20 protein-coding genes are annotated in these 19,012 nt (G+C 68.4%); 8 read left to right on the forward strand and 12 right to left on the reverse strand.

Going from position 1 to position 19,012, the window contains the following annotated elements:
• Nucleotides 1-104 precede the first annotated feature (104 nt).
• Nucleotides 105-677, forward strand: a complete 573-nt coding sequence (locus HLG70_RS27415; protein WP_171665107.1) for a helix-turn-helix domain-containing protein — start codon at nucleotides 105-107, stop codon at nucleotides 675-677.
• A 7-nt stretch (nucleotides 678-684) separates the two neighbouring features.
• The gene (locus HLG70_RS27420; protein ID WP_171665108.1) at nucleotides 685-1,221 is read left to right on the forward strand and encodes a GNAT family N-acetyltransferase; all 537 of its coding nucleotides are present in this window, start codon (nucleotides 685-687) and stop codon (nucleotides 1,219-1,221) included.
• A 21-nt stretch (nucleotides 1,222-1,242) separates the two neighbouring features.
• On the opposite strand, the gene HLG70_RS27425 is transcribed toward HLG70_RS27420, so the two are convergent.
• Both HLG70_RS27425 and HLG70_RS27430 read right to left on the reverse strand, forming a co-directional pair.
• The gene (locus HLG70_RS27425; protein ID WP_171665109.1) at nucleotides 1,243-1,575 is read right to left on the reverse strand and encodes a hypothetical protein; all 333 of its coding nucleotides are present in this window, start codon (nucleotides 1,573-1,575) and stop codon (nucleotides 1,243-1,245) included.
• A 74-nt stretch (nucleotides 1,576-1,649) separates the two neighbouring features.
• A complete protein-coding gene (locus tag HLG70_RS27430; protein WP_171665110.1) occupies nucleotides 1,650-2,570 on the reverse strand; it encodes an alpha/beta fold hydrolase in 921 nt (306 codons plus the stop codon).
• 113 nt (nucleotides 2,571-2,683) lie between these two features.
• Between HLG70_RS27430 and HLG70_RS27435 the strand changes: the two genes are divergently transcribed.
• From HLG70_RS27435 to HLG70_RS27445, 3 genes are all read left to right on the forward strand, one after another.
• The gene (locus HLG70_RS27435) at nucleotides 2,684-3,571 is read left to right on the forward strand and encodes a LysR family transcriptional regulator (protein ID WP_171665111.1); all 888 of its coding nucleotides are present in this window, start codon (nucleotides 2,684-2,686) and stop codon (nucleotides 3,569-3,571) included.
• A gap of 147 nt (nucleotides 3,572-3,718) precedes the next feature.
• On the forward strand, nucleotides 3,719-3,868 hold the full coding sequence (locus HLG70_RS27440; protein ID WP_171665112.1) for a hypothetical protein: 150 nt from the start codon (nucleotides 3,719-3,721) through the stop codon (nucleotides 3,866-3,868).
• Nucleotides 3,869-4,053: 185 nt separating this feature from the next.
• Nucleotides 4,054-4,869 (forward strand): SDR family oxidoreductase, encoded by an 816-nt coding sequence (locus HLG70_RS27445; protein ID WP_171665113.1) that lies wholly within the window; start codon nucleotides 4,054-4,056, stop codon nucleotides 4,867-4,869.
• Nucleotides 4,870-4,891: 22 nt separating this feature from the next.
• On the opposite strand, the gene HLG70_RS27450 is transcribed toward HLG70_RS27445, so the two are convergent.
• Nucleotides 4,892-5,662 (reverse strand): sulfite exporter TauE/SafE family protein, encoded by a 771-nt coding sequence (locus tag HLG70_RS27450; RefSeq protein WP_171665114.1) that lies wholly within the window; start codon nucleotides 5,660-5,662, stop codon nucleotides 4,892-4,894.
• Complete coding sequence (locus tag HLG70_RS27455) at nucleotides 5,659-6,075, reverse strand: sel1 repeat family protein (protein ID WP_171665115.1); 417 nt, start codon at nucleotides 6,073-6,075, stop codon at nucleotides 5,659-5,661. Before HLG70_RS27455 ends, HLG70_RS27450 begins: the two co-directional genes overlap by 4 nt.
• Nucleotides 6,076-6,197: 122 nt before the next feature.
• On the opposite strand from HLG70_RS27455, the gene HLG70_RS27460 reads away from it, so the two are divergent.
• Nucleotides 6,198-7,190, forward strand: coding sequence for a LysR family transcriptional regulator (locus HLG70_RS27460; RefSeq protein ID WP_171665116.1), 993 nt, complete (start codon nucleotides 6,198-6,200; stop codon nucleotides 7,188-7,190).
• On the opposite strand, the gene HLG70_RS27465 is transcribed toward HLG70_RS27460, so the two are convergent.
• Nucleotides 7,108-8,514, reverse strand: a complete 1,407-nt coding sequence (locus HLG70_RS27465) for an MATE family efflux transporter (RefSeq protein WP_234103268.1) — start codon at nucleotides 8,512-8,514, stop codon at nucleotides 7,108-7,110. The genes HLG70_RS27460 and HLG70_RS27465 overlap by 83 nt on opposite strands.
• A 137-nt stretch (nucleotides 8,515-8,651) precedes the next feature.
• Between HLG70_RS27465 and HLG70_RS27470 the strand changes: the two genes are divergently transcribed.
• Nucleotides 8,652-9,128 (forward strand): MarR family winged helix-turn-helix transcriptional regulator, encoded by a 477-nt coding sequence (locus HLG70_RS27470; protein WP_171665117.1) that lies wholly within the window; start codon nucleotides 8,652-8,654, stop codon nucleotides 9,126-9,128.
• On the opposite strand, the gene HLG70_RS27475 is transcribed toward HLG70_RS27470, so the two are convergent.
• From HLG70_RS27475 to HLG70_RS27500, 6 genes are all read right to left on the reverse strand, one after another.
• The gene (locus HLG70_RS27475) at nucleotides 9,125-10,036 is read right to left on the reverse strand and encodes a DMT family transporter (RefSeq protein WP_171665118.1); all 912 of its coding nucleotides are present in this window, start codon (nucleotides 10,034-10,036) and stop codon (nucleotides 9,125-9,127) included. The two genes, HLG70_RS27470 and HLG70_RS27475, sit on opposite strands and share 4 nt — an antisense overlap.
• 85 nt (nucleotides 10,037-10,121) lie before the next feature.
• The gene (locus tag HLG70_RS27480; protein WP_171665119.1) at nucleotides 10,122-10,955 is read right to left on the reverse strand and encodes an AraC family transcriptional regulator; all 834 of its coding nucleotides are present in this window, start codon (nucleotides 10,953-10,955) and stop codon (nucleotides 10,122-10,124) included.
• Between the two features lie 109 nt (nucleotides 10,956-11,064).
• Nucleotides 11,065-11,559: a hypothetical protein gene (locus HLG70_RS27485; RefSeq protein ID WP_171665120.1), complete on the reverse strand. Its 495-nt coding sequence runs from the start codon at nucleotides 11,557-11,559 to the stop codon at nucleotides 11,065-11,067.
• The gene (locus tag HLG70_RS27490) at nucleotides 11,556-12,104 is read right to left on the reverse strand and encodes a hypothetical protein (RefSeq protein WP_171665121.1); all 549 of its coding nucleotides are present in this window, start codon (nucleotides 12,102-12,104) and stop codon (nucleotides 11,556-11,558) included. Before HLG70_RS27490 ends, HLG70_RS27485 begins: the two co-directional genes overlap by 4 nt.
• Nucleotides 12,105-12,220: 116 nt before the next feature.
• Nucleotides 12,221-14,959 carry a cation-transporting P-type ATPase gene (locus HLG70_RS27495; RefSeq protein ID WP_171665122.1) on the reverse strand — a complete coding sequence of 913 codons (2,739 nt, stop codon included), beginning with the start codon at nucleotides 14,957-14,959 and terminating at the stop codon, nucleotides 12,221-12,223.
• Between the two features lie 106 nt (nucleotides 14,960-15,065).
• Entirely contained in the window at nucleotides 15,066-16,034 is a 969-nt protein-coding gene (locus HLG70_RS27500) for a LysR substrate-binding domain-containing protein (protein ID WP_171665123.1), read from the reverse strand.
• A 108-nt stretch (nucleotides 16,035-16,142) separates the two neighbouring features.
• Here HLG70_RS27500 and HLG70_RS27505 point away from each other — a divergent pair, with 108 nt between their 5' ends.
• Entirely contained in the window at nucleotides 16,143-18,440 is a 2,298-nt protein-coding gene (locus HLG70_RS27505; protein ID WP_213697145.1) for an NADP-dependent malic enzyme, read from the forward strand.
• A 111-nt stretch (nucleotides 18,441-18,551) separates the two neighbouring features.
• Here HLG70_RS27505 and HLG70_RS27510 read toward each other — a convergent pair whose 3' ends face one another.
• A complete protein-coding gene (locus HLG70_RS27510; RefSeq protein ID WP_234103270.1) occupies nucleotides 18,552-18,932 on the reverse strand; it encodes a hypothetical protein in 381 nt (126 codons plus the stop codon).
• Nucleotides 18,933-19,012: the final 80 nt, after the last annotated feature.

Consider the following 19,012-nt stretch of genomic DNA (forward strand, 5'->3'; position numbering starts at 1 on the left):
CCGAATTCGGGGCCGGTGACATGTAGCGTTTTGGTTGCGGCTGTATCGCGCATTGGGAACAGACGGGCTTGAGTGGGTTCCATATATGAGATAAATTCCCTTATATGGAAAATACAGTCTCCCCCGATCCCGACCTGGACCGCCGCATCGCCGCCAGGCTCAAGACGCTGCGCCAGGACCGCGGCTGGTCCCTGGACGATCTGGCCGGCCGCGCCGGCGTCAGCCGCGCGACGCTGTCGCGCCTGGAAAACGCCGAGGTCAGTCCCACCGCCAGCGTGCTGGGCAAGCTGTGCGCCGCCCATGGCATGACCATGTCGCGCCTGATGCTTCTGGTGGAGGACGACTTCGTCGCCTGGGTGCCGCAGCGCGCGCAGGCCGTGTGGGTGGACGACAGCGTGGGCTTTCGCCGGCGTTCGGTGTCGCCGCCGGCCCAGCGCCTGGCGGGCGAGGTGCTGGCGTGCGAACTGGACGCGAACGCCAGCATTGCCTACGACCAGTCGCCGCGCCCGGGATTGGAACACCATCTGCTGATGCTGGAGGGCGAGCTCTCCATCACGGTGGACGGCCAGGCCCATAAGCTGCTTCCAGGAGACTGCCTGCGCTATCAATTGTTTGGCGCAAGCGCCTTCGCCACGCCGCCCCACAGCGGCGCCCGCTACCTGCTTTTCATCGTCTGAGTCCACCATGCCATCTGCAAGCCTTGAATTGAAGCTCCTGTCGGCGGATGCCGCCGCCGCCCACCTGCCCGAGCTGGCGAGCCTGCTGCACGCCTGCGTGCATGGGGGCGCCAGCGTGAGCTTTGTCCTGCCGTATTCGCAAGAGGATGCGCAAGCCTACTGGCGCGGCAAGGTCTTGCCTGCGGTGGCCAGCGATACGCTGAAGCTGTGGGTGGCGTGCCAGGACGGGCGGATAGCCGGTTCGGTACAGCTGGATACCGATACGCCGCCGAACCAGCCGCATCGCGCGGAGGTGCGCAAGCTGCTGGTGCATCCGGACTTCCGCCGCCGGGGCATCGCTCGCCTGATGATGCGCGAGGTGGACGCCATGGCGGCCCGGCTGGGCCGCCGGCTGATCACGCTGGATACACGCACGGGCGATAGCGCCGAGCCCCTGTACGCGTCGCTGGGCTATCTGAAGGTGGGGGTGATCCCGGGCTTTAGCCGTGATCCGTTCGACGCGGCCAAGGTGGATGGAACGACGATCATGTACAAGCAGCTCTGATCGGCGTTCCGGGCGCGGAGCTCAGGCCAGCGGCTTGATGCCCACGCTATAGGGCGGGGCGTTGCCGCGGGCGGCGGCCTTGATCTTCAGCATCGAGCCGCCGGGGGTGAACTCGAAGTCCTGGTAGGGCACTTCGAACCACTGGTGAAAGCTGGTGCGCGAGAATTCCGGCACCCACACCTTGGCGCGCTTGGGGTCGCAGTGGAACTCCACCAGCGTGCGGTCGATGCCCAGGGGCCGGGTATTGCCGATGCGGTAGCTGACGCGCAGTTCAGCGCTTTCGGTCGAGCCGGGTCGCCAGGTCAGGCCGATGGATTCCATGAATTGTTCGATCGCCTGAATACCGCGATACATAGCTGACTCCGAATGCAGTCGGGCGCGGCGCGCCCGCAAAAATCCGCCGCTTGCTGCGGCGGGAAACAGACGAATTATCCGCCATTCCGGTTTTTCTCGCCCCGGGCGGCTCCCCCACAGAATTTCAGGATGGCGTCCGCCACGGCTTGCGGCGCCTCGCGTTGCGGGAAATGGCCCACGCTGTCCAGCACCCGGCGCTCGTACCCGCCCGTGAAATAAGCGTCCTTGCCTTCGGACGTGGCGGGCAGGTTGCAGGCGTCGGCGCCGCCGTGCAGCACCAGCGTGGGCACGGTCAGGACGGGAGCGGGGGTAAGCCGGGCCGTGTCGTCGGCATAGGCCGGGTCGCCGTCCGCAAAGCCCCAGCGGTGCCGGTAGGAATGCAGCACCACCGCCGGCCAGTCCGGATTGTCGAAGGCGCGCGCCGCCTCATCGAATTCGGCGGGCACATACCAGGCGCCGGGCGACCAGGTGTCCCACATGTAGCGGGTGAACTCCCGGGCGTGCGCGCGTACCGCCTCGGCGCCGCGCGGCGTGGCCATGAACCAGTGATACCAGTAGTTGCGCGCCTGGGCCAGCGACAGGGGCTGGGCCGGGTCGTTGGTGCCGTAGCCCACGGACAGCAGCACCAGCCGCGACGCGATGCCGGGCTCCAGGCCGCAGGCGTTGGCGGTGGCGCGGGCGCCCCAGTCGTGCCCCACCAGCACCGGCTGCCGCAGGCCCAGCGCGCCGATGAAGTCCAGCAGATCGCGCCCCAGCGCGGCAAGCTCGCCGCTGCGTGGCGTGTCCGCGCGCAGAAAGCGCGTGGGCCCGAAGCCGCGCAAGGCCGGGCACAGTACGCGGTAGCCCTCGGCGGCCAGCCGTTGCGCCACGGTGCTCCAGGATTCAGGGCTGTCGGGCCAGCCATGCACGAGCACGGCGGTGTGCGATCCCGCCGGATTCCATTCCTGGTAGGCGATATCGAGCACGGGGGTATGGACGTGGAAGTACGGACGCATGGCGGAATCTCGTCGGGGTTGGGATGCTGTCACGATAGCTGCGTCGCTTGTCATGATTCTTGATGAATGGCTTGTTATTATCAGTAAATCGTTGATAAAAGGAACACGCCATCGTGTACACCCCGAGCGAAACCGCCGGCCCCGTGCTGGACCTGACGCTGCTGCGCACCTTTCTGGAGGTTGTGGATTGCGGCGGCTTTGCGCTGGCCGCCGATGCGCTGGCGCTGACGCCTTCCGCCGTCAGCGGTCACATCAAGCGGCTGGAGGTGGTGGCCGGCGCCGTGCTGCTCGACCGCAATACGCGCAGCTTTGAACTGACCCCGGCGGGCGAGACGCTCTACGCCTACGCGCGCAACATCGTCGATCTGGAAAGAGAGGCACGCGCCCGCCTGAGCGGCGCGCGGCTTAAGGGGCGCCTGCGCGTCGGCTCGTCGGAGGACTTCGCGGGCGCCTGGTTGGCGGAGGTGTTGCAGGCGTTTCATCGGACGCATCCCGAGGCCTCCATCGAACTGAAGGTGGGCGTGACCGCCGATCTGCTGCGCCAGCAGGCGCGCGGCAAGCTGGACGTGGTGTTCGGCAAGCAATGCGCGCGCGTGGAGGATGGCGGCGAGCTGCTGTGGGAAGAAGAACTGGTGTGGGCCTGGGGCGACGACAAGGCCTGGAAGCCGGGGCCGCAGGTGCCGTTGGCGGTGTTTCCCGAGCCCTGCGTATACCGGGAAGCCGCTATTGCCGCGCTGGGCCGGGCGCAGCGCGCCTGGCAGCCCGTATTCGAAAGCGCGAGCATGGCCGGCTGCCTGGCGGCCGCGCAAGCCGGCTTTGCCGTGGCGCCGGTGGCGCGCAGCCAATTGCGCGAGGGCCTGCGCGCCCTGTCCGCGGAAGACGCCATGCCGGAGCTGCCGCAGGCCTGCTTCTATGCCTTTTCGCGATCCGCCGGCCCCGCCGCGCAGGCGCTGGTGGCGGCGGTCAGGCAGACCGGCCAGCGCCGGCGTTTTGCGCGCTGAGTCGGCCCGGGCCTTGCGCGTCTTCAATCGCCGCGATTGAGTAAAGCAAATGGACGCATGGCGCCATGGCCTGCACCATGCCATCTCTGTCCTCTATAAGACCGGCGCCCTGTCCGCCGGCCGGGACGCCTCGCTCCAGGAGTCATCATGGCGAATTTCATACAAGCATTGGTCAGCGCGGAACTCTCTCTTTTCGGCGTGGCGCCGGTCAGCGAACCCGCGTCCGCCTCGCCCGCCCCAAACGCGGACACCGCGCCCCGGTTCGACAGCGAGCACTACCGCAGCGCCCTGGGCTGAAGCCCGCGCGGACGCATCAACGTAGAAATAGGCAGGTTTCACGCAAGATCGAGCCTGTACGCGCTGGCGTGCGATTCTTACTATCCTTTCCAGGGCCGGGACCGGCGGCTGCTTCAGCAGTCCGCCGGCGCCGGCCGGGCCGCCAGGCATCTTGCCAGCGGCCGCGAGCAAGGGAAGGGAATCGCATGAATACCGAAAAAATCTGGTTGGTGACGGGCGCGTCGACGGGGCTGGGGCTGGTACTGGTGAAGATGCTGTTGAATCAGGGATATAAGGTGGCGGCCACCGCCCGCGACGGCGATGCCTTGCTGGACGCGGTGGGCGCCAAGCTGGAAGGCCAGTTCCTGCCCCTGACCGTGAACCTGGCCGACGAGCGCAACGTACGTCGCGCCGTGGATGCCACGATGGCGGCGTTCGGCGGTGTCGATGTGCTGGTGAACGGCGCCGGCCAAGGGTTGCAAGGCTCGCTGGACACCCTGTCCGACGCCGACTTGCGCGGCAGTTTCGACACCCATGTGTTCGGCGTGCTGAACGTCATCCGCGCGGTGATGCCGCGCATGCGGGCGCAGCGCAGCGGACATGTATTCAATATTTCGTCGATCCTGGGCTTTGACGGCGGTTGCGCGGAATGGGGGGCCTACAGCGCCGCCAAGTTCGCCGTCAGCGGTTTGACCGAAACCCTGGCCGCCGAGGCCGCGCCGCTGGGCATCCGTGTATCGCTGGTGTATCCGGGGGCGATGCGCGCGGGGGCGCCGGGCGTATCGCCTGAACTCGCCGCGCGCAGTCCGCAGGGCCGGGAGCCGGGCGGCGATCCGGTCAAGGCGGCGCAGGCGCTGATCAACGCGGCGCAGGCGCAGTACGCGCCCCTGCATCTGTTCCTGGGCCGCGACTCCTTCGATCAGGCGCGCAGCAAGATCCAGGCGGTGCAGCAGGAACTGGCGCGCTGGCGCGAGATGTCGGTGTCGACCGGCTTCGTGGACGAGAGGCGCCTGGCGGCGTAAGCGCGTAGTTCAGCCTGCAGGTTCAGCCTGCCAGGCCGCGCGCGGCCTGATAGGCGCCCAGCAGCGCCAGGCTGATCATGAAGCACAGCTTGAACGTGCGGGCCGACAGCTTGCCCCTCAGCCACTGTCCCAGCGCCATGCCGGCCAGCGCGGGCAGCAGCATCAGGATCGACGCGCCGGCGGCGCTGGCGCCATACCCGCCATTGAGCCATAGCCCCGCGGCCAGGGCCACCGTCGACACCGTGAAGGAAATGCCCATGGCCTGGATCAGCTGGTCCTTGTCCAGGTTCAGCGCCTGCAGGTACGGCACGGCGGGAATCACGAATACGCCGGTGGCCGCGGTGATCACGCCGGTGATCGCGCCGACGGCGGCGCCCAGCACGCCCTCGTGCCGCGCGGGCACGGTGGGCGGCGATCCGAACAGGCCCCACGCGGCATAGGCCACCAGCGCCAGTCCCAGGCAGACGCTGGCCCATTGGCCGGACGGCGCGCCCAGCCACAGCGCGCCGGCTATCGTGCCCGCGCAGATGCCCGCTTGCATCGCGGCAATGCGGCGAAAGACCTGCAGCAGCGTGGGCCAGGGCCGCGCCTGCCACAGGTTGGTGATCAGCGATGGCACGATCAGCAGCGCCGCGGCCTGCGCCGGCGCCATGACGAGCGCCAGCATGGCCATGGAAATGGTGGGCAGGCCCAGGCCCACCACGCCCTTCACCACGCCGGCCAGGACGAAGACGGCAACGGTGGCGGCCAGCAGCGCGGGTGTGCCGCCGGGCAACAGGTCCAGGGGATTCATGAGGCCTCGCAGTGGGCGGTGAGGGCATCCCTGGGACGGCCGAACAAGGCATAGGCCACATCTTCGCCCGGCGCTTCATTCTGGCGGGCGGCGCGCAACAGCCACCGCCGCCCCTCGCACAGGTCCGCGCGCAGGGACGGGCCATAGAGCACGGGTCCGCCGATCAACGCCACGCCCAGCATGCGCTGCGCGGGGACATGCCCATCGTGCGCCGCGGCGCGCAGCCAGGTCAGCATCGCGGCGTAGTCGCCGCGGGTCTGGGCTTCCAGCGCCAGCGCGTATTGCTGGGCCGGCGAGGCGTAGCCGCCAAACCCGGCGCCCGCTTCGGCCTGGCCTGAGGCATGTAGCGCCAGCGCCATCAAGGCCATGCCCGGCCATCTTGCGGCGCTGCCGCGCCATGTCGTGGTTTTCATGGGATTTCCCCTGTCTTGGTGGGTACGGCCTCATTCTGCCGCCAGGCAGCCCGAAATCCGCATCGGGATCTTGCATACCCAGCCTATGGATCAGCCTGAGGCTGGCGTGCTACGCTTTTTTCATGCGATTCGACCTGACCGACCTGCGGCTCTTCCTGAACGTGCATGAAAGCGGCTCCATCACCGCGGGCGCCAGGCGTTCCCACATGACGCTGGCTTCGGCCAGCGAGCGTATCCGCGGCATGGAGGACACGCTGGGCGTGGCGCTGCTGCTGCGCGAGCCCCGCGGCGTGGAGCCCACCCCGGCGGGCCGCACGCTGGCGCACCATGCCCGGGTGGTGCTGGGGCAGATGGACCGCATGCGCGGAGAGCTGGACCACTACGGGCAAGGGCTGAAAGGGCACGTGCGCGTGCTGTGCAACACCACCGCCCTCAGCGAATACCTGCCGCCGGTGCTGGGCGCCTTCCTCAAGGACCACCCGCGCATCTCGGTGGACCTGGAAGAACGCCTCAGCCATGAGATCGCCGACGCGCTGCGCGCCGGCGCGTGCGACATCGGCGTGCTGGCGGATTCGGCCGACCTGCATGGTCTGCGCACGCGCACCTTCCGCCACGACCCGCTGACCCTGATCGTGCCGCAGGGCCATCCGTTGGCGGAGCTTCCGTCGGTCCTGCTGGCCGATGTGGCCGCGCACGAGTTCGTGGGGCTGGTGGAAGGCAGCGCGCTGCAAGAACACATTGCGCACCACGCCCGCCGCGGCGGAAAGGCGCTGTCCTACCGCGTGCGCCTGCGCAGCTTCGATGCGGTGTGCCGGATGGTGGGACAGGGCGTGGGCATCGCCATTGTGCCGCGCGTGGCGGCGGTGCGCTACGGACGGGCAGCCGGCGTGCGCCGCGTCGCGCTGGCGGATGGCTGGGCCGCGCGCGACCTGGTGTTGTGCGTGCGCGAGGCCCTGCCGGCGTACGCGGCCGAGCTGGTCGAATACGCCTTGCGCGATGCGCCGGCGGAGATGCCCGAGGGCGTGTCCGCGGCTAGCGCGCGAACGGCCGGAACCGGCGTCCAGGCAGATGTCCGCGGTCGAACCAGGAGCCCGAGGCCACGGCGCCCAGGATGACCAGGCCATACACGCACATCGCCACGGCCGCGATCAGGAAGAACACGGTCAACGACCCCGTCAGGCGCAGCGCGATGCCGCCCGCGCCGATGCCGATCAGCAGGCGCAGAAAGCCTGCTATCAAGGGCCACTTGAGGCGTCCCGCGCCCTGCGAGGCGAAGTACATCGAAAAGCCCAGCGCGAAGAAGCCATAGACGGGGCCGACGGTGCGCAGATAGCTGGCGCCGGCCTGCAGCATGTGGTCTTCGGCGCCGAACAGGCGCAGCCAGGCTTCCGGAAAGATGGCCGCCGTCAGCCCGATGGTTTCGGCCAGCACGAAGGCCATTGCGCCGCCGGTCAGGGCGATGCGCAATGCGCGTTCCGGCTGGCCCGCGCCGATATTGGACCCCACCATCGCCACCATGGGCGCGCCCAGCCCGAAGGCGATGGGCATCAGCAGATATTCCAGCCGCACGGCGATGCCATAACCGGCCACCGCCGCTTCGCCCGCATAGGCGCCCACCAGCGCGGCGGTCAGGGCCACCAGCGCATTGGTCATGAGCGGATTGATGGTGGCAAGCGCGCCGACGCTCAGGATGTTGCGCATCAGGCTCGCATGCAGGCGGCTGTACACCAGGCGCGCCGCATTGCGCCCGCTTGCGCAGTAGGCTCCCAGGATCAGCGCGCCCACGGCGTAATAGATCACCAGCGCCCAGCCGCCGCCGGCCACGCCCAGCGCGGGGAAGGGGCCCCAACCGAAGATCAGGCAGGGCGAGAGCGGAATCAGCAGCACGGCGCCGCCGCAGATGACCGCGCCGGGCACCAGCATGTTGCCGGTGCCGCGGATGGCGCTGGCGAACGCGTTCATCAGCCACATCAGGACGATGCCGCCGAAGATGACGTTGGAATACGCCAGGGCGGCTTCCAGCGCGGCGCCCTCGGCGCCCAGCGCGCGATACAGCGCCGGACCGAAGGCCAGCAGCAGCACGCAGAAGAACAGGCCCAGCAAGGCGTTGAGCACCACGGCATGCAGCACGAGCTGGTCGGCCTCTTGCTGCCTGCCGCCGCCCAGGGCGCGCGCCACCGCGGCGGAGATCCCGCCGCCCATCGCGCCCTGCGACATGTTCTGCATCAGCATCAGGACAGGCACCACCAGCGCCACGCCCGCCAGCACGGGCGTGCCCAGGCGCGCGAGAAACCAGGTCTCGATCAGGCCGGTGGAGGACTGCGCGAGCATCATCAGGATGTTCGGCCAGGCCAGCCGCGCCAGGGTGGGCGCGATGGGGGCGGAAAGCATGGCATGCAAGCGCGCATTGGCGGGGCGTGGCGGGGGAGTCGCTGGCATGGGGCAGGCCGGTGGGAAAGGGTTGATAAAATTTACGTGCATATGCCAATATCTGTCAAGAATGGGCTGGACGCAAAACCGCCCCGGCAGTAGCGTTATATCCTTGTTCCCCGCGCACTTTTCACCCCCGGCCTGCCATGTCCGACGCCCCGCTATTCGGCCCAGCCGCCACTCAGGACCCGCTAGTCTGCAACGGCGCCGCGCTGCGCAAGGCGACGCGGCGCGTGTCGCAGCTGTATGACACGGTGCTGGCGCCCTGCGGCCTGAAGGTATCGCAGCATTCGATCCTGGTTCACATTGCGCGCGCCGGCACGCCCTCCATGACCGACCTGGCGCGCGCCATGGTGCTGGACCGGTCGGCGCTCGCCCACAACCTCAAGCCGCTGCAGCGCGATGGCTATGTGCAGATGATGCGCGACCCGCTGGACGGCCGCAGCCGACGCGTGGAGCTCACCGATGCGGGCCGGGCCAAGCTGGCGGAATCCAGGCGGCTGTGGAAGGATGCGCAGAGCCGCTTCGAGGCGGCCTATGGCGTCGAGCGCGCCGCGGCCCTGCGCCGTTCGCTGGCCGACATCTTCTCCGACGAATTCGCGCTGGCGTTCAGCCGAGGCTAGGATCCGCGCGGGGCTTCCTTCAGTGGCGGTCTGCCGCGCCCGGCCCAGGCCAGCATGACGACGGCCGCCAGCACGCAAGCCATGCCGGCCAGTTGCGCCGCGGCCAGCGGCTCGCCCAGCAGGCCGGCCGCCAGCATCACGGCCGACACCGGCGCCAGCGCCGTGAAGAGCGCGGCGTCCGATCCGCGCACCCGGGCCGCGCCCGCATACCAGAGCAGGAATCCACCCACCGTCGGCACCAGCGCGTAGTACGCCACCGCGATCAAGGCGCCGGCCGGCAGGGTCAGGGTCCACGGCGCCTCCGCCACGCAGGCCAGCGCCGAGAACGCCAGGCCGAAGGCCGACATGATGGTCGATAGCGCGAGCGGCGCCACCGGCACATGCAGGCGCTTGTTGAGCAGGATGAACAGGCCTTCGCACACCACCGCGCCCAGGATCAGCGCATTGCCGGCCAGGGAGGCCGCGCCGCCCGCTGCTGCCGCATGACGCGACATCAGCCACACGCCGAAACCCGCGACGCCGATGGCGGCCAGCGCGGCCTTGCCCGGACGTTCTCCCAGCACCAGGACGGCGATCGCGGCGGCGACCAGCGGCAGGGTGCCCAGGATGATGCCGCCGTCCACCGCCGACGCGCGCTGCAGCCCGGCGATCAGCAGCGTGGTGTAGCCCACGCTGCCGGCGATGGCCTGCGCCATCAGCAACAGCCAGTCGCGCCGGCCCAGCCGGGGAATGCGCGCGCCGGTCACGGCCATCAGCAGCGCAAAGCACGGCAGCGCGATGGCAAAGCGCAGGGCGGTCGCCGTGAAGGGCGGCAGGCCGGCCCCGATGATCTTGCTGGCCACCACCGTGCTGCCTACCAGCGTCATGGCCGCGGCCAGGTAGCCAAAGCCGCGCATCCGCTCGTTCATGCTCGTTGCCCCGCCCAGGTTGGAAAAGCGCAGCGTAGGGCTGGAGCAGACCCCGGGTCTTGAACGAAATTGCAGCGGCCAGGCGTCAGGCGCCGCCGGCGGCCAGCGCGTAGTGTCCCGGGGACACGCCATAGGTGCGCACGAACAGCCGCGTCATGTGGCTCTGGTCGGCAAAGCCGCCCGAGGCGGCCGCATCCGCAAGCGGCATGCCTAGTCGGATCAATCGGCGCGCCAGCTGCAGGCGGCGCTGCATCTGGTAGGCGTGGGGCGTCAGCCCCGTGGCGCGGGCAAAGGCGCGCAGCACCTGGTAGCGGCTGAGGCCGCTGGCGCAGGCCAGGTCGGCCAGCGACAGCGCGGCGGCCGGGTCGTCGTCGATCAGGCCGCGCGCGTGGCGGATGGAGCCGGGCACGCCATGGCGCTCCGGTGCCGGGCGGGCGCCCTGCGGGCCGCCCGCCTGCGCAAGAACGCGCAGCAGCAGCGCGTCGCGGGCCAGCGGCGCGGCGCCGGCCGTGGCATGCGCGTAGAGCGCCAGCACGTCGCGCGCCAGCCCTGGCTGTTCCCGGGCAGGCTGTTCGAATTCGTAGTCCTGGCGTCGGCCACCGCCGCCCAGGCCGCCGGCCCAGATGTCTTCCGTGGCGGCGGCGACCACGTCCGGGTCCAGATACAGCATCTGCCAGGCGCGCATGCCGTCGCCGATGGGCGCGCCGTCATGGACCTCGCCGGCGTTGACGGTGATGACGTATCCCGGGCCGGCCTGCACCTGGCCGCGCCCGCTGTGCGAAACCTGCGCGCCCTGGCGCATCACGCCGATGCCGAACTGATCGTGCGTATGCCGCGCGAACGCGTGCCGGCTGCGCGCGGCGATGGCCTGCACGCCGGCGATCGAACTGCGCTGCATGATGAACTGGCCTGCGGACATGGGCGAGAGGGTCGGCGGGGACGGCGGTTGAAGTACGGCCAGTATCGCTCGCGGGGTCCGGCGCGATCAAGCCCGGCCCGTGCCAGGCTCCTTCCAGGGTGGACAGGCCCTATTGCAGGCCGTTCCAGCGCGCGACGGAGGGTTCGGCCGATGCCCATTTCCATTGCCCGTCCGTTTGCCGGCAGATCAGGCTGGCGTAGGCCTGCTGCGGCGCGTCGTCCTGCTCCACCGTGAACAGCACCTCGCGGCAGCGGGTCAGCGGGGTGTCGATGTCGCGCACGGCCTGGATGCCGCCGCGCTCATTGCCCACAGGCAGCGTGCGACGGATCTGCCACTGCCGGACCTGGCCGATGGGCAGTTCGCCGGCCGCATTGGCCATGACGTTCTGCTGGTCGTTCTTCCATTCGCGCAGTACGTATTTGACCGTGGCGTCTACGGCCGCCTGCACCGAGACCCCGATGGCGTAGCCCGCCACCGGGTTGGCGGTCGCCGCGCCGCTGAGGGTGCCGACCACCGCGCCCGTCGCGCCGCCGATGGATGAGCTCTGGCAGCCGGCCAGCGCAAGGCTGGCGGCCAGCGCCAGCAAGCCAAGGGCGCGCGTCACTGGAGCGAACCCCAGCGGGCGGTGGCCGGTTCGGCGCTGGCCCAGCGCCAGTGTTCGCCGTCGCGGCAGACGGTGGTGACGTAGAACTCGCGGCGCGGATCGGCGCCGGCCTTGTCGGCCGGGGTGTCGATAGAGAACACCACTTCCTTGCATTCCAGGTTCACGCCGCCGATCAGCCGGCTGACCGTGACCTGACCGCGCGCATCGCCTTCGATGGGGATCTGATGTTTGACGTTCCAGTTGGCGACCTTGCCCACCGCCAGCGGGCCGGCGGCCATGGCGATGGCGTCCTGTTCCTCGCCGCGGGTCTTGCGCTGCGCGTAGGCCAGCGCGGCCTTGGCGCCCGCCTGCACGCCCAGGCCGATGCCGGTGGCGACCGTGGGATTGTCCGTGACCTGATTGGCGATGGCCGTGCCGGCGATGCCGGCGGCGGCGCCGGTGCCTTCTCCGAGCAGCGAGCTGCAGCCCGACAGCGAGGCCAGCGCGGCCAGACCCAGCAGGGCAAGCGCGCGGCGGCTCGCGATGTGTGGCGAGATGATGAACAAGCTGCAAGCCCCCTGCGTGAAATTTGGCGGCGCAAAGTATAGGAGGGCAGGGGCTGCCGCGGACGCGGCGTTTACATTTCTTGGCATTTTTTCCGCCCGCGCCGCGGGCGGAAAAATCAGGCTGCCGGCCGATCAGCCAGCACCGGCCTGGCGTGCCGGGCGCGCCAGGTGCGCAGGATCAGTTTCTCGATTTCCACGATGACAAACAGCACGCCGGCCGCGACCAGGGTCAGCGTCCAGTATTCCGGCGGCAGCGGCACGGTGCCGAACACGCGGTTCATCCACGGCAGATAGATCACGGCGCATTGCAGCAGCCCCAGCGCGATGGTGACCAGCCACAGCGCCTTGTTGCGGAACATGCTGAGCGTGAGCGAGAACCGGTCCTGCAGGCGGCAGTTCAGCAGATAGGTCCACTGCGCCGTCACCAGCGTCTGCAGGATGACCGTGCGGATGAAGTCGGGTTCCCGGCCGGCGGCGACCAGGCTTTTCTCGATGATGAACGCGGTGGTGGTGAACAGGATGCCCACGAAGGCGATGCGCCAGATGGCGAAGCCGTCCAGGATGGATTTGCCCGGGGTGCGCGGCGGCCTGTGCATCATGCCGGGCTCGCCGGGCTCGAACGCCAGGCCGAATGACAGGGTGGTGGAGGTGGCCATGTTCATCCACAGGATCTGCAGGGGCGACAACGGCGTCAGCGCGCCGGCCAGGATCGCGGTGATGACGAGCAGGGCCTGCGCCAGGTTGGTGGGAAGGATGAAGAGAATGGTCTTTTTCAGATTGTCGTAGACGCGCCGGCCCTCGCGCACCGCGTACGCGATGGAGGCGAAGTTGTCGTCCGCCAGCACCATGTCGGCGGCTTCCTTGGTGACTTCGGTGCCCTTGATTCCCATCGCCACGCCGACGTCGGCCTGCTTGAGCGCGGGCGCGTCGTTGACGCCGTCTCCGGTCATGCCGACGACTTCGCCCAGGCTCTGCAGCGCGCGCACCAGGCGCAGCTTGTGCTCGGGGCTGGTGCGGGCAAAGATGTCGTGGTCGCGAGCCAGCACGGCCAGTTCCTGGTCGCTGATGTGCTGCAGCTGGGCGCCCGTAATGGCCTCGCTCGTGTAGGTCATGCCCAGCATGGCGCCGATGGCCAGCGCGGTCTCCGGATGGTCTCCGGTGATCATCTTCACGCGGATGCCCGCCTGATTGCAGTGGGCGATGGCCTCGATGGCCTCGGGGCGGGGCGGATCCATGATGCCGGCGATGCCCAGCAGTATCAGCCCTTCCTGCAGATCAGGATGGTCCAGCGCGGTCGCGCCCGCAACGCCAGGCTTGTACGCGGCGGCCAGCGTGCGCAGGCCCTGATGCGCGAAGGTTTGCAGCCCGCTTTCCCAGTACTCCCGCCGCAGCGCCTGCGGGCCGTGTTCGCCCTGCTCCTGGGCGCAGAGCTGGAACAGCACGTCGGGCGCGCCCGTCACGTAGATCAGGTTCTGGCCGTGGTCGTTGCAGCGGCGCGCCATGTACTTGTAGCTGGAGTCGAACGGCACCTTGCCCAGCTTGTCCACGCCGTCCAGGCCTTGCCCGGCCTTCGCGGCCAGCACCATCATGGCGCCTTCGGTGGGGCCGCCCACGATGCGCCACTGGCCATCGGCGTCTTCGTGCAGCTGGCTGTCGTTGCAGATGGCCGAGGCGCGCACGAAGCGCGTCAGCGCGTCTTCGTGCCGCCAGTCCACGGGCAGCCCGTCGGATTCCCTGGCGATCTCGCCCACGGGCTGGTAGGTGTCGCCGGCGACGCGATAGGCGCCCTGCGCCAGCAGCACGTTCTTGGCCGTCATCTCGTTCATGGTCAAGGTGCCGGTCTTGTCCGAGCAGATCACCGTCATCGCGCCCAGCGTCTCCACGGTGGGCAGCTTGCGGATGATGGCGCGGTTGCGCGCCATGCGCTGCACGCCCAGTGACAGGATGATGGAAATGATGGCGGGCAGGCCTTCGGGCACCGCCGCCACCGCGATGCTGATCAGCGACAACAGCAGATCGGGCAAAGGCATGCCAAGCTGGTAGCGGCCGACCAGGAACAGCACGGCCACCATGACCAGCACCACCTGGAAGATGCGCTTGCCCAGCTGATCCATCTGCCGCAGCAGCGGGGTCTGGAGCGTCTGCACTTCGCTCATCATGCGGTTGATGTGGCCGATCTCGGTATCGCTGCCGGTGGCGATCACGACGCCGCGCGCATTGCCGGCGCTGACATGGGTGCCGGAGAATCCCAGGTTCAGCCGGTCGCCCAGCGGGACGTCGCCCGGCAGCGGCGCATCGTGCTTTTCGACCACGGTGGATTCGCCGGTCAGCATCGATTCCTCGACGCGGAAATTGTGCGTGTCGAACAGCCGGACGTCGGCGGGAATCTTGTCGCCCGGGCGCAGGATCACGATGTCGCCGGGCACTAGGTCGCGGGCGTCGATCTCTTCCTTCTGGCCGTCGCGCACCACGCGGGCATGGTTCGACAGCATGTCGCGGATGCCGTCCAGCGAGCGCTCCGCGCGGCTTTCCTGCACATGGCCGATGATGGCGTTGATGATCGCGACCGCCAGGATGACGGCGGTGTCCAGCCAATGCCCCATCAGCGCCGTCACGACGGCCGCGCCCAGCAGGATGTAGATCAGTACATCGTTGAAATGGGCCAGGAACCGCAGCCAGGCGCTGCGACGGACCGGGGGAGGCAGGGCGTTCAGGCCAAAGGTTTCCTGCCTGCGCCGGATCTGGTCTTGCGACAGGCCCGAGGGGCTGGTCACCTGGAGCCCCAGCGTGTCGTCGACGGAAAGCTGGTGCCAGGGTTGAGGAGCTTGCGGAGCCTGCGTGTTCGCGTGCGTCATTGCCTACGGCCTCCCGGGGAACTGGCGCCGTGACCGGGCCGGAAGTCGGGGGCCGCACAGGTCAGTCCGGCTTTCATGATACCCGCCCTTGCGCGCGGGCCAGGGTTTACAGGGGCGGGCGGGCGCCCTTGGTGTAGACCTCGCGCAAGGCCGATGCGAACAGGGCGTCCACGTTGCGCCGCAAGCCGTCGGCGCGCGTGAACAGCGAGATCGGCGGCAGGGTCCAGTCGAAGGAATAGGGCACGATGGCGGCGCCGGCGATGCGCACCAGTTCGTCGGCGATATCGGCCGGCAGGATCGAGACGGCGCGGTCGCTGGCCACGATCATTTCGCCGATCAGCTTGGACGAGTCGCTTTGCACCGAAGGGGGCGGCGGCGCCAGGCCGGCGCGCAGGAAGATGTCGGCCACCTGTTCGCGTATCGGACTGCCCGGCGTGCCCAGGATCCAGTCCAGGTCGGCCAGCCGGTTCCATTCCAGGCGCGAACGGCCCAGCCTTGCGGCCAGCCGGCGGCTGGCGATCAGGCGCGGCTGCTGGTGGTAGAGCACCTCGAATTCGATATTGCTCAGGTCCACCGAGGGCGTGGCCCAGCCCACCACGATGTCCAGCGTGTGGTCGCGCAGCTGGCGCAGCAGTGCGGGCCCCTGGCCTTCGTGGATGGTGGCGGTGATGCGGCGTCCTTGGGGCAGCGTGCGCCCGATGGCCGCCGACAGCATCTGGCCCGACACGAAGGGAATGACGCCGATATGCAGGTGGGCGGCATGGCCTGCCGCCACGGCCTCCATTTCCTGCACCAGGTGGCCCAGGTCATGGACCAGCCCCCGGGCCCGGGCCAGCACCACGGCGCCCAGGGGGGTGGGCGTCATGCCCCGGACCGAGCGGTCAAAGAGCGGCACGTCGAACATGCTTTCCAGTTCGGCCAGGGCGTTCGTCACGGCCGGCTGGCTGGTGGCCATGTGTTCCGCCACCCGGGTCAGCGACCCGTGCTGCTCGATTTGCAGCAGCAGCATCAGGTGACGCATCTTCAGGCGGGAGGTCAGTTTCCGGATAACGGCATCCGGGTCAAAGGCCGTCATAGACAGATCATAAGTAAAAGGTAATGGAACAATATTAAATCCGAATGATCACCTTATGTCTTGGAGCCTAGAATTTTTGCATATTCAAGACAGCGAGGCTAAAGCCCCATGAACACGCAATCAGACCGCCAGGCGGCGTTGGACTATCACGAGTACCCCACTCCCGGAAAGATCTCCGTGGTGGCGTCCAAGCCGCTGGTGAACCAGCGCGACCTGGCGCTGGCGTACTCGCCCGGCGTGGCGGCGGCCTGCGAGGAAATCGTGGCCGACCCGGCCAATGTGTATCGCTACACCGCCCGGGGCAACCTGGTGGGCGTGATCACCAACGGCACCGCGGTGCTGGGCCTGGGCAATATCGGCGCGCTGGCCTCCAAGCCGGTCATGGAAGGCAAGGCGGTGCTGTTCAAGAAGTTCGCCGGCCTGGATGTGTTCGACATCGAGATCAACGAGACCGATCCGGACAAGCTGGTCGAGATCATCGCCGGCCTGGAAGCCACCTTCGGCGGCATCAACCTCGAAGACATCAAGGCGCCGGAGTGCTTCACCGTCGAGCGCAAGCTGCGTGAGCGCATGAAGATCCCGGTCTTCCACGACGACCAGCACGGCACGGCCATTACCGTGTCGGCCGCCTTCATCAACGGCCTGAAGGTCGTGGGCAAGGACATCAAGACGGTCAAGGTGGTGACCTCGGGCGCGGGCGCCGCGGCCCTGGCGTGCCTGGACCTGATGGTGGACCTGGGCCTGCCGCTGGAGAACATCTGGGTCACCGACATCGAGGGCGTGGTCTACGAAGGCCGCACCGTGCTGATGGATCCGGACAAGGCGCGCTTTGCGCAAAAGACCGACGCGCGCAAGCTGGCCGAAGTGATCCAGGGCGCGGACGTGTTCCTGGGCCTGTCGGCGGGCGGCGTGCTCAAGCCCGAGATGGTCGCGGCCATGGGCCCGCGTCCGCTGATCCTGGCGCTGGCCAATCCCACGCCCGAGATCCTGCCGGAAGTGGCGCATGGCGTGCGCGACGACGTGGTGATGGCCACGGGCCGTTCGGACTACCCGAACCAGGTCAACAACGTGCTGTGCTTTCCGTACATCTTCCGCGGCGCGCTGGACGTGGGCGCCACGACCATCACGCGTGAAATGGAAATGGCGGCGGTCCATGCCATCGCCCAGCTGGCCGAAGAGGAACAGAATGAAGTGGTCGCGGCGGCCTATGGCACCTACGACATCTCGTTCGGCCCCGAGTACCTGATTCCCAAGCCCTTCGATCCGCGCCTGATCGTGCGCATTGCGCCGGCGGTGGCCAAGGCGGCGATGGACGGCGGCGTGGCCACGCGCCCGCTGGCCGACCTGGAAGCCTACGAAGAGCAGCTGCAGCAGTTCGTGTACCACTCGGGCGCGTTCATGAAGCCGCTGTTCTCGGCGGCCAAGCGCATCGTGCGCGCCGGCGGCAAGTCGCGCATCGTGTTCACCGAAGGCGAAGACGAGCGCGTGCTGCGCGCGGTGCAGGTGATCGTGGACGAAGGCCTGGCCCGTCCCATCCTGGTGGGCCGGCCCGCCGTGCTGCTGTCGCGCATCGAGAAGTTCGGCCTGCGCCTGCGCCTGGGCGAGGATGTGGAAGTCACCAACCCGGAATACGACGAACGTTTCCACCAGTACTGGACGACGTATTGGGAACTGATGTGCCGCCGCGGCATCACCAAGGAAATGGCGCGCGTGGAAATGCGCCGCCGCCTGACCCTGATCGGCGCGATGATGCTGCACCTGGGCGATGCCGACGGCATGGTCTGCGGCACGGTCGGCGCCTACCATGACCACCTGCGCTTCGTGGACGAGGTGATCGGCCGCCGTCCGGGGCACAACGTGTACGCCGCCATGAACATCCTGCTGCTCAACGAGCGCACGGTGGTGCTGGTGGACACGCACGTGAACGACGAGCCCACGGCGGAACAGATCGCGGAATTCACGGTGATGGCGGCGCAGGAAATGGCGCGCATGAATCTGGCGCCCAAGGTGGCGCTGCTGTCGCGGTCGAACTTCGGTTCGGGCAGCTCGGCGTCGGGCGCCAAGATGCGCCGGGCGCTGGAACTGGTGCGCCAGATCGATCCGGACCTGGAGATCGACGGCGAGATGCACGGCGACTGCGCGCTGGACGAGGCGCTGCGCATGCGCATCCTGCCGTCGTCCACGCTCAAGGGCGAGGCCAATCTGCTGGTGTGCCCGAACGTGGACTCCGGCAACATCGCCTACAACCTGCTCAAGACGGCGGCGGGCGGCAACGTGGCGGTGGGTCCGTTCCTGCTGGGCTGCAATGCGCCGGTGCACATCCTGACCTCCAGCTCCACCGTACGCCGCATCATCAACATGACGGCCATGACGGTGCTGGACGCCAACCGGGTGGAAGCTCCCTGAGCCTTCCGCGCCGCGCGGTGAGCGCGGCGCTTGCGGGCAAGAAAATGCGCGCCGCTCCTTTCGGGGCGGCGCGCATTTTTCATGGCCGGACGGGGCGTCGGGCCGCAGGCGTCAATTGCTGCTGGCTTTCCAGGTGCCGTCCGGCTGCTTGCAGAACCAGAACTGCCAGGTTTCCGTCGTGGTGGTGCGGGCGAATTCCCCGACCAGGAAACGGCAGACGCGGTCATCCTTGATTTTCGTGGTCTTGGTGGGCGTCAGCTGCACCTTGATCGGCGCGGCTTTCTTGCGCTGCACGGTGCCGGTCCATTCGGTGCTCTGGCCATCGGCGGAGTTGTTCAGCGATTGCGCCACGGCTTCATGGAACGACGCGCGATCGGCCTTGGAAATCTGCGTGATGAGGGCGTCGTTGAGCATCACCAGAGGCGCGGCGACCGCCGCCGCCGACAGGCCGCAAGTCATCATCAGTGCAGCAAGAACGCGGGTATATCTCAAGATGGGCTCCCTGGTCTGAACAACCATTGTTGCAATACGTGATTCTAAGGCGTGAATCTGAGCCGATAGTACGCCAAAAA

Source organism: Achromobacter deleyi (assembly GCF_013116765.2).
GTDB lineage: Bacteria > Pseudomonadota > Gammaproteobacteria > Burkholderiales > Burkholderiaceae_B > Achromobacter > Achromobacter deleyi_A.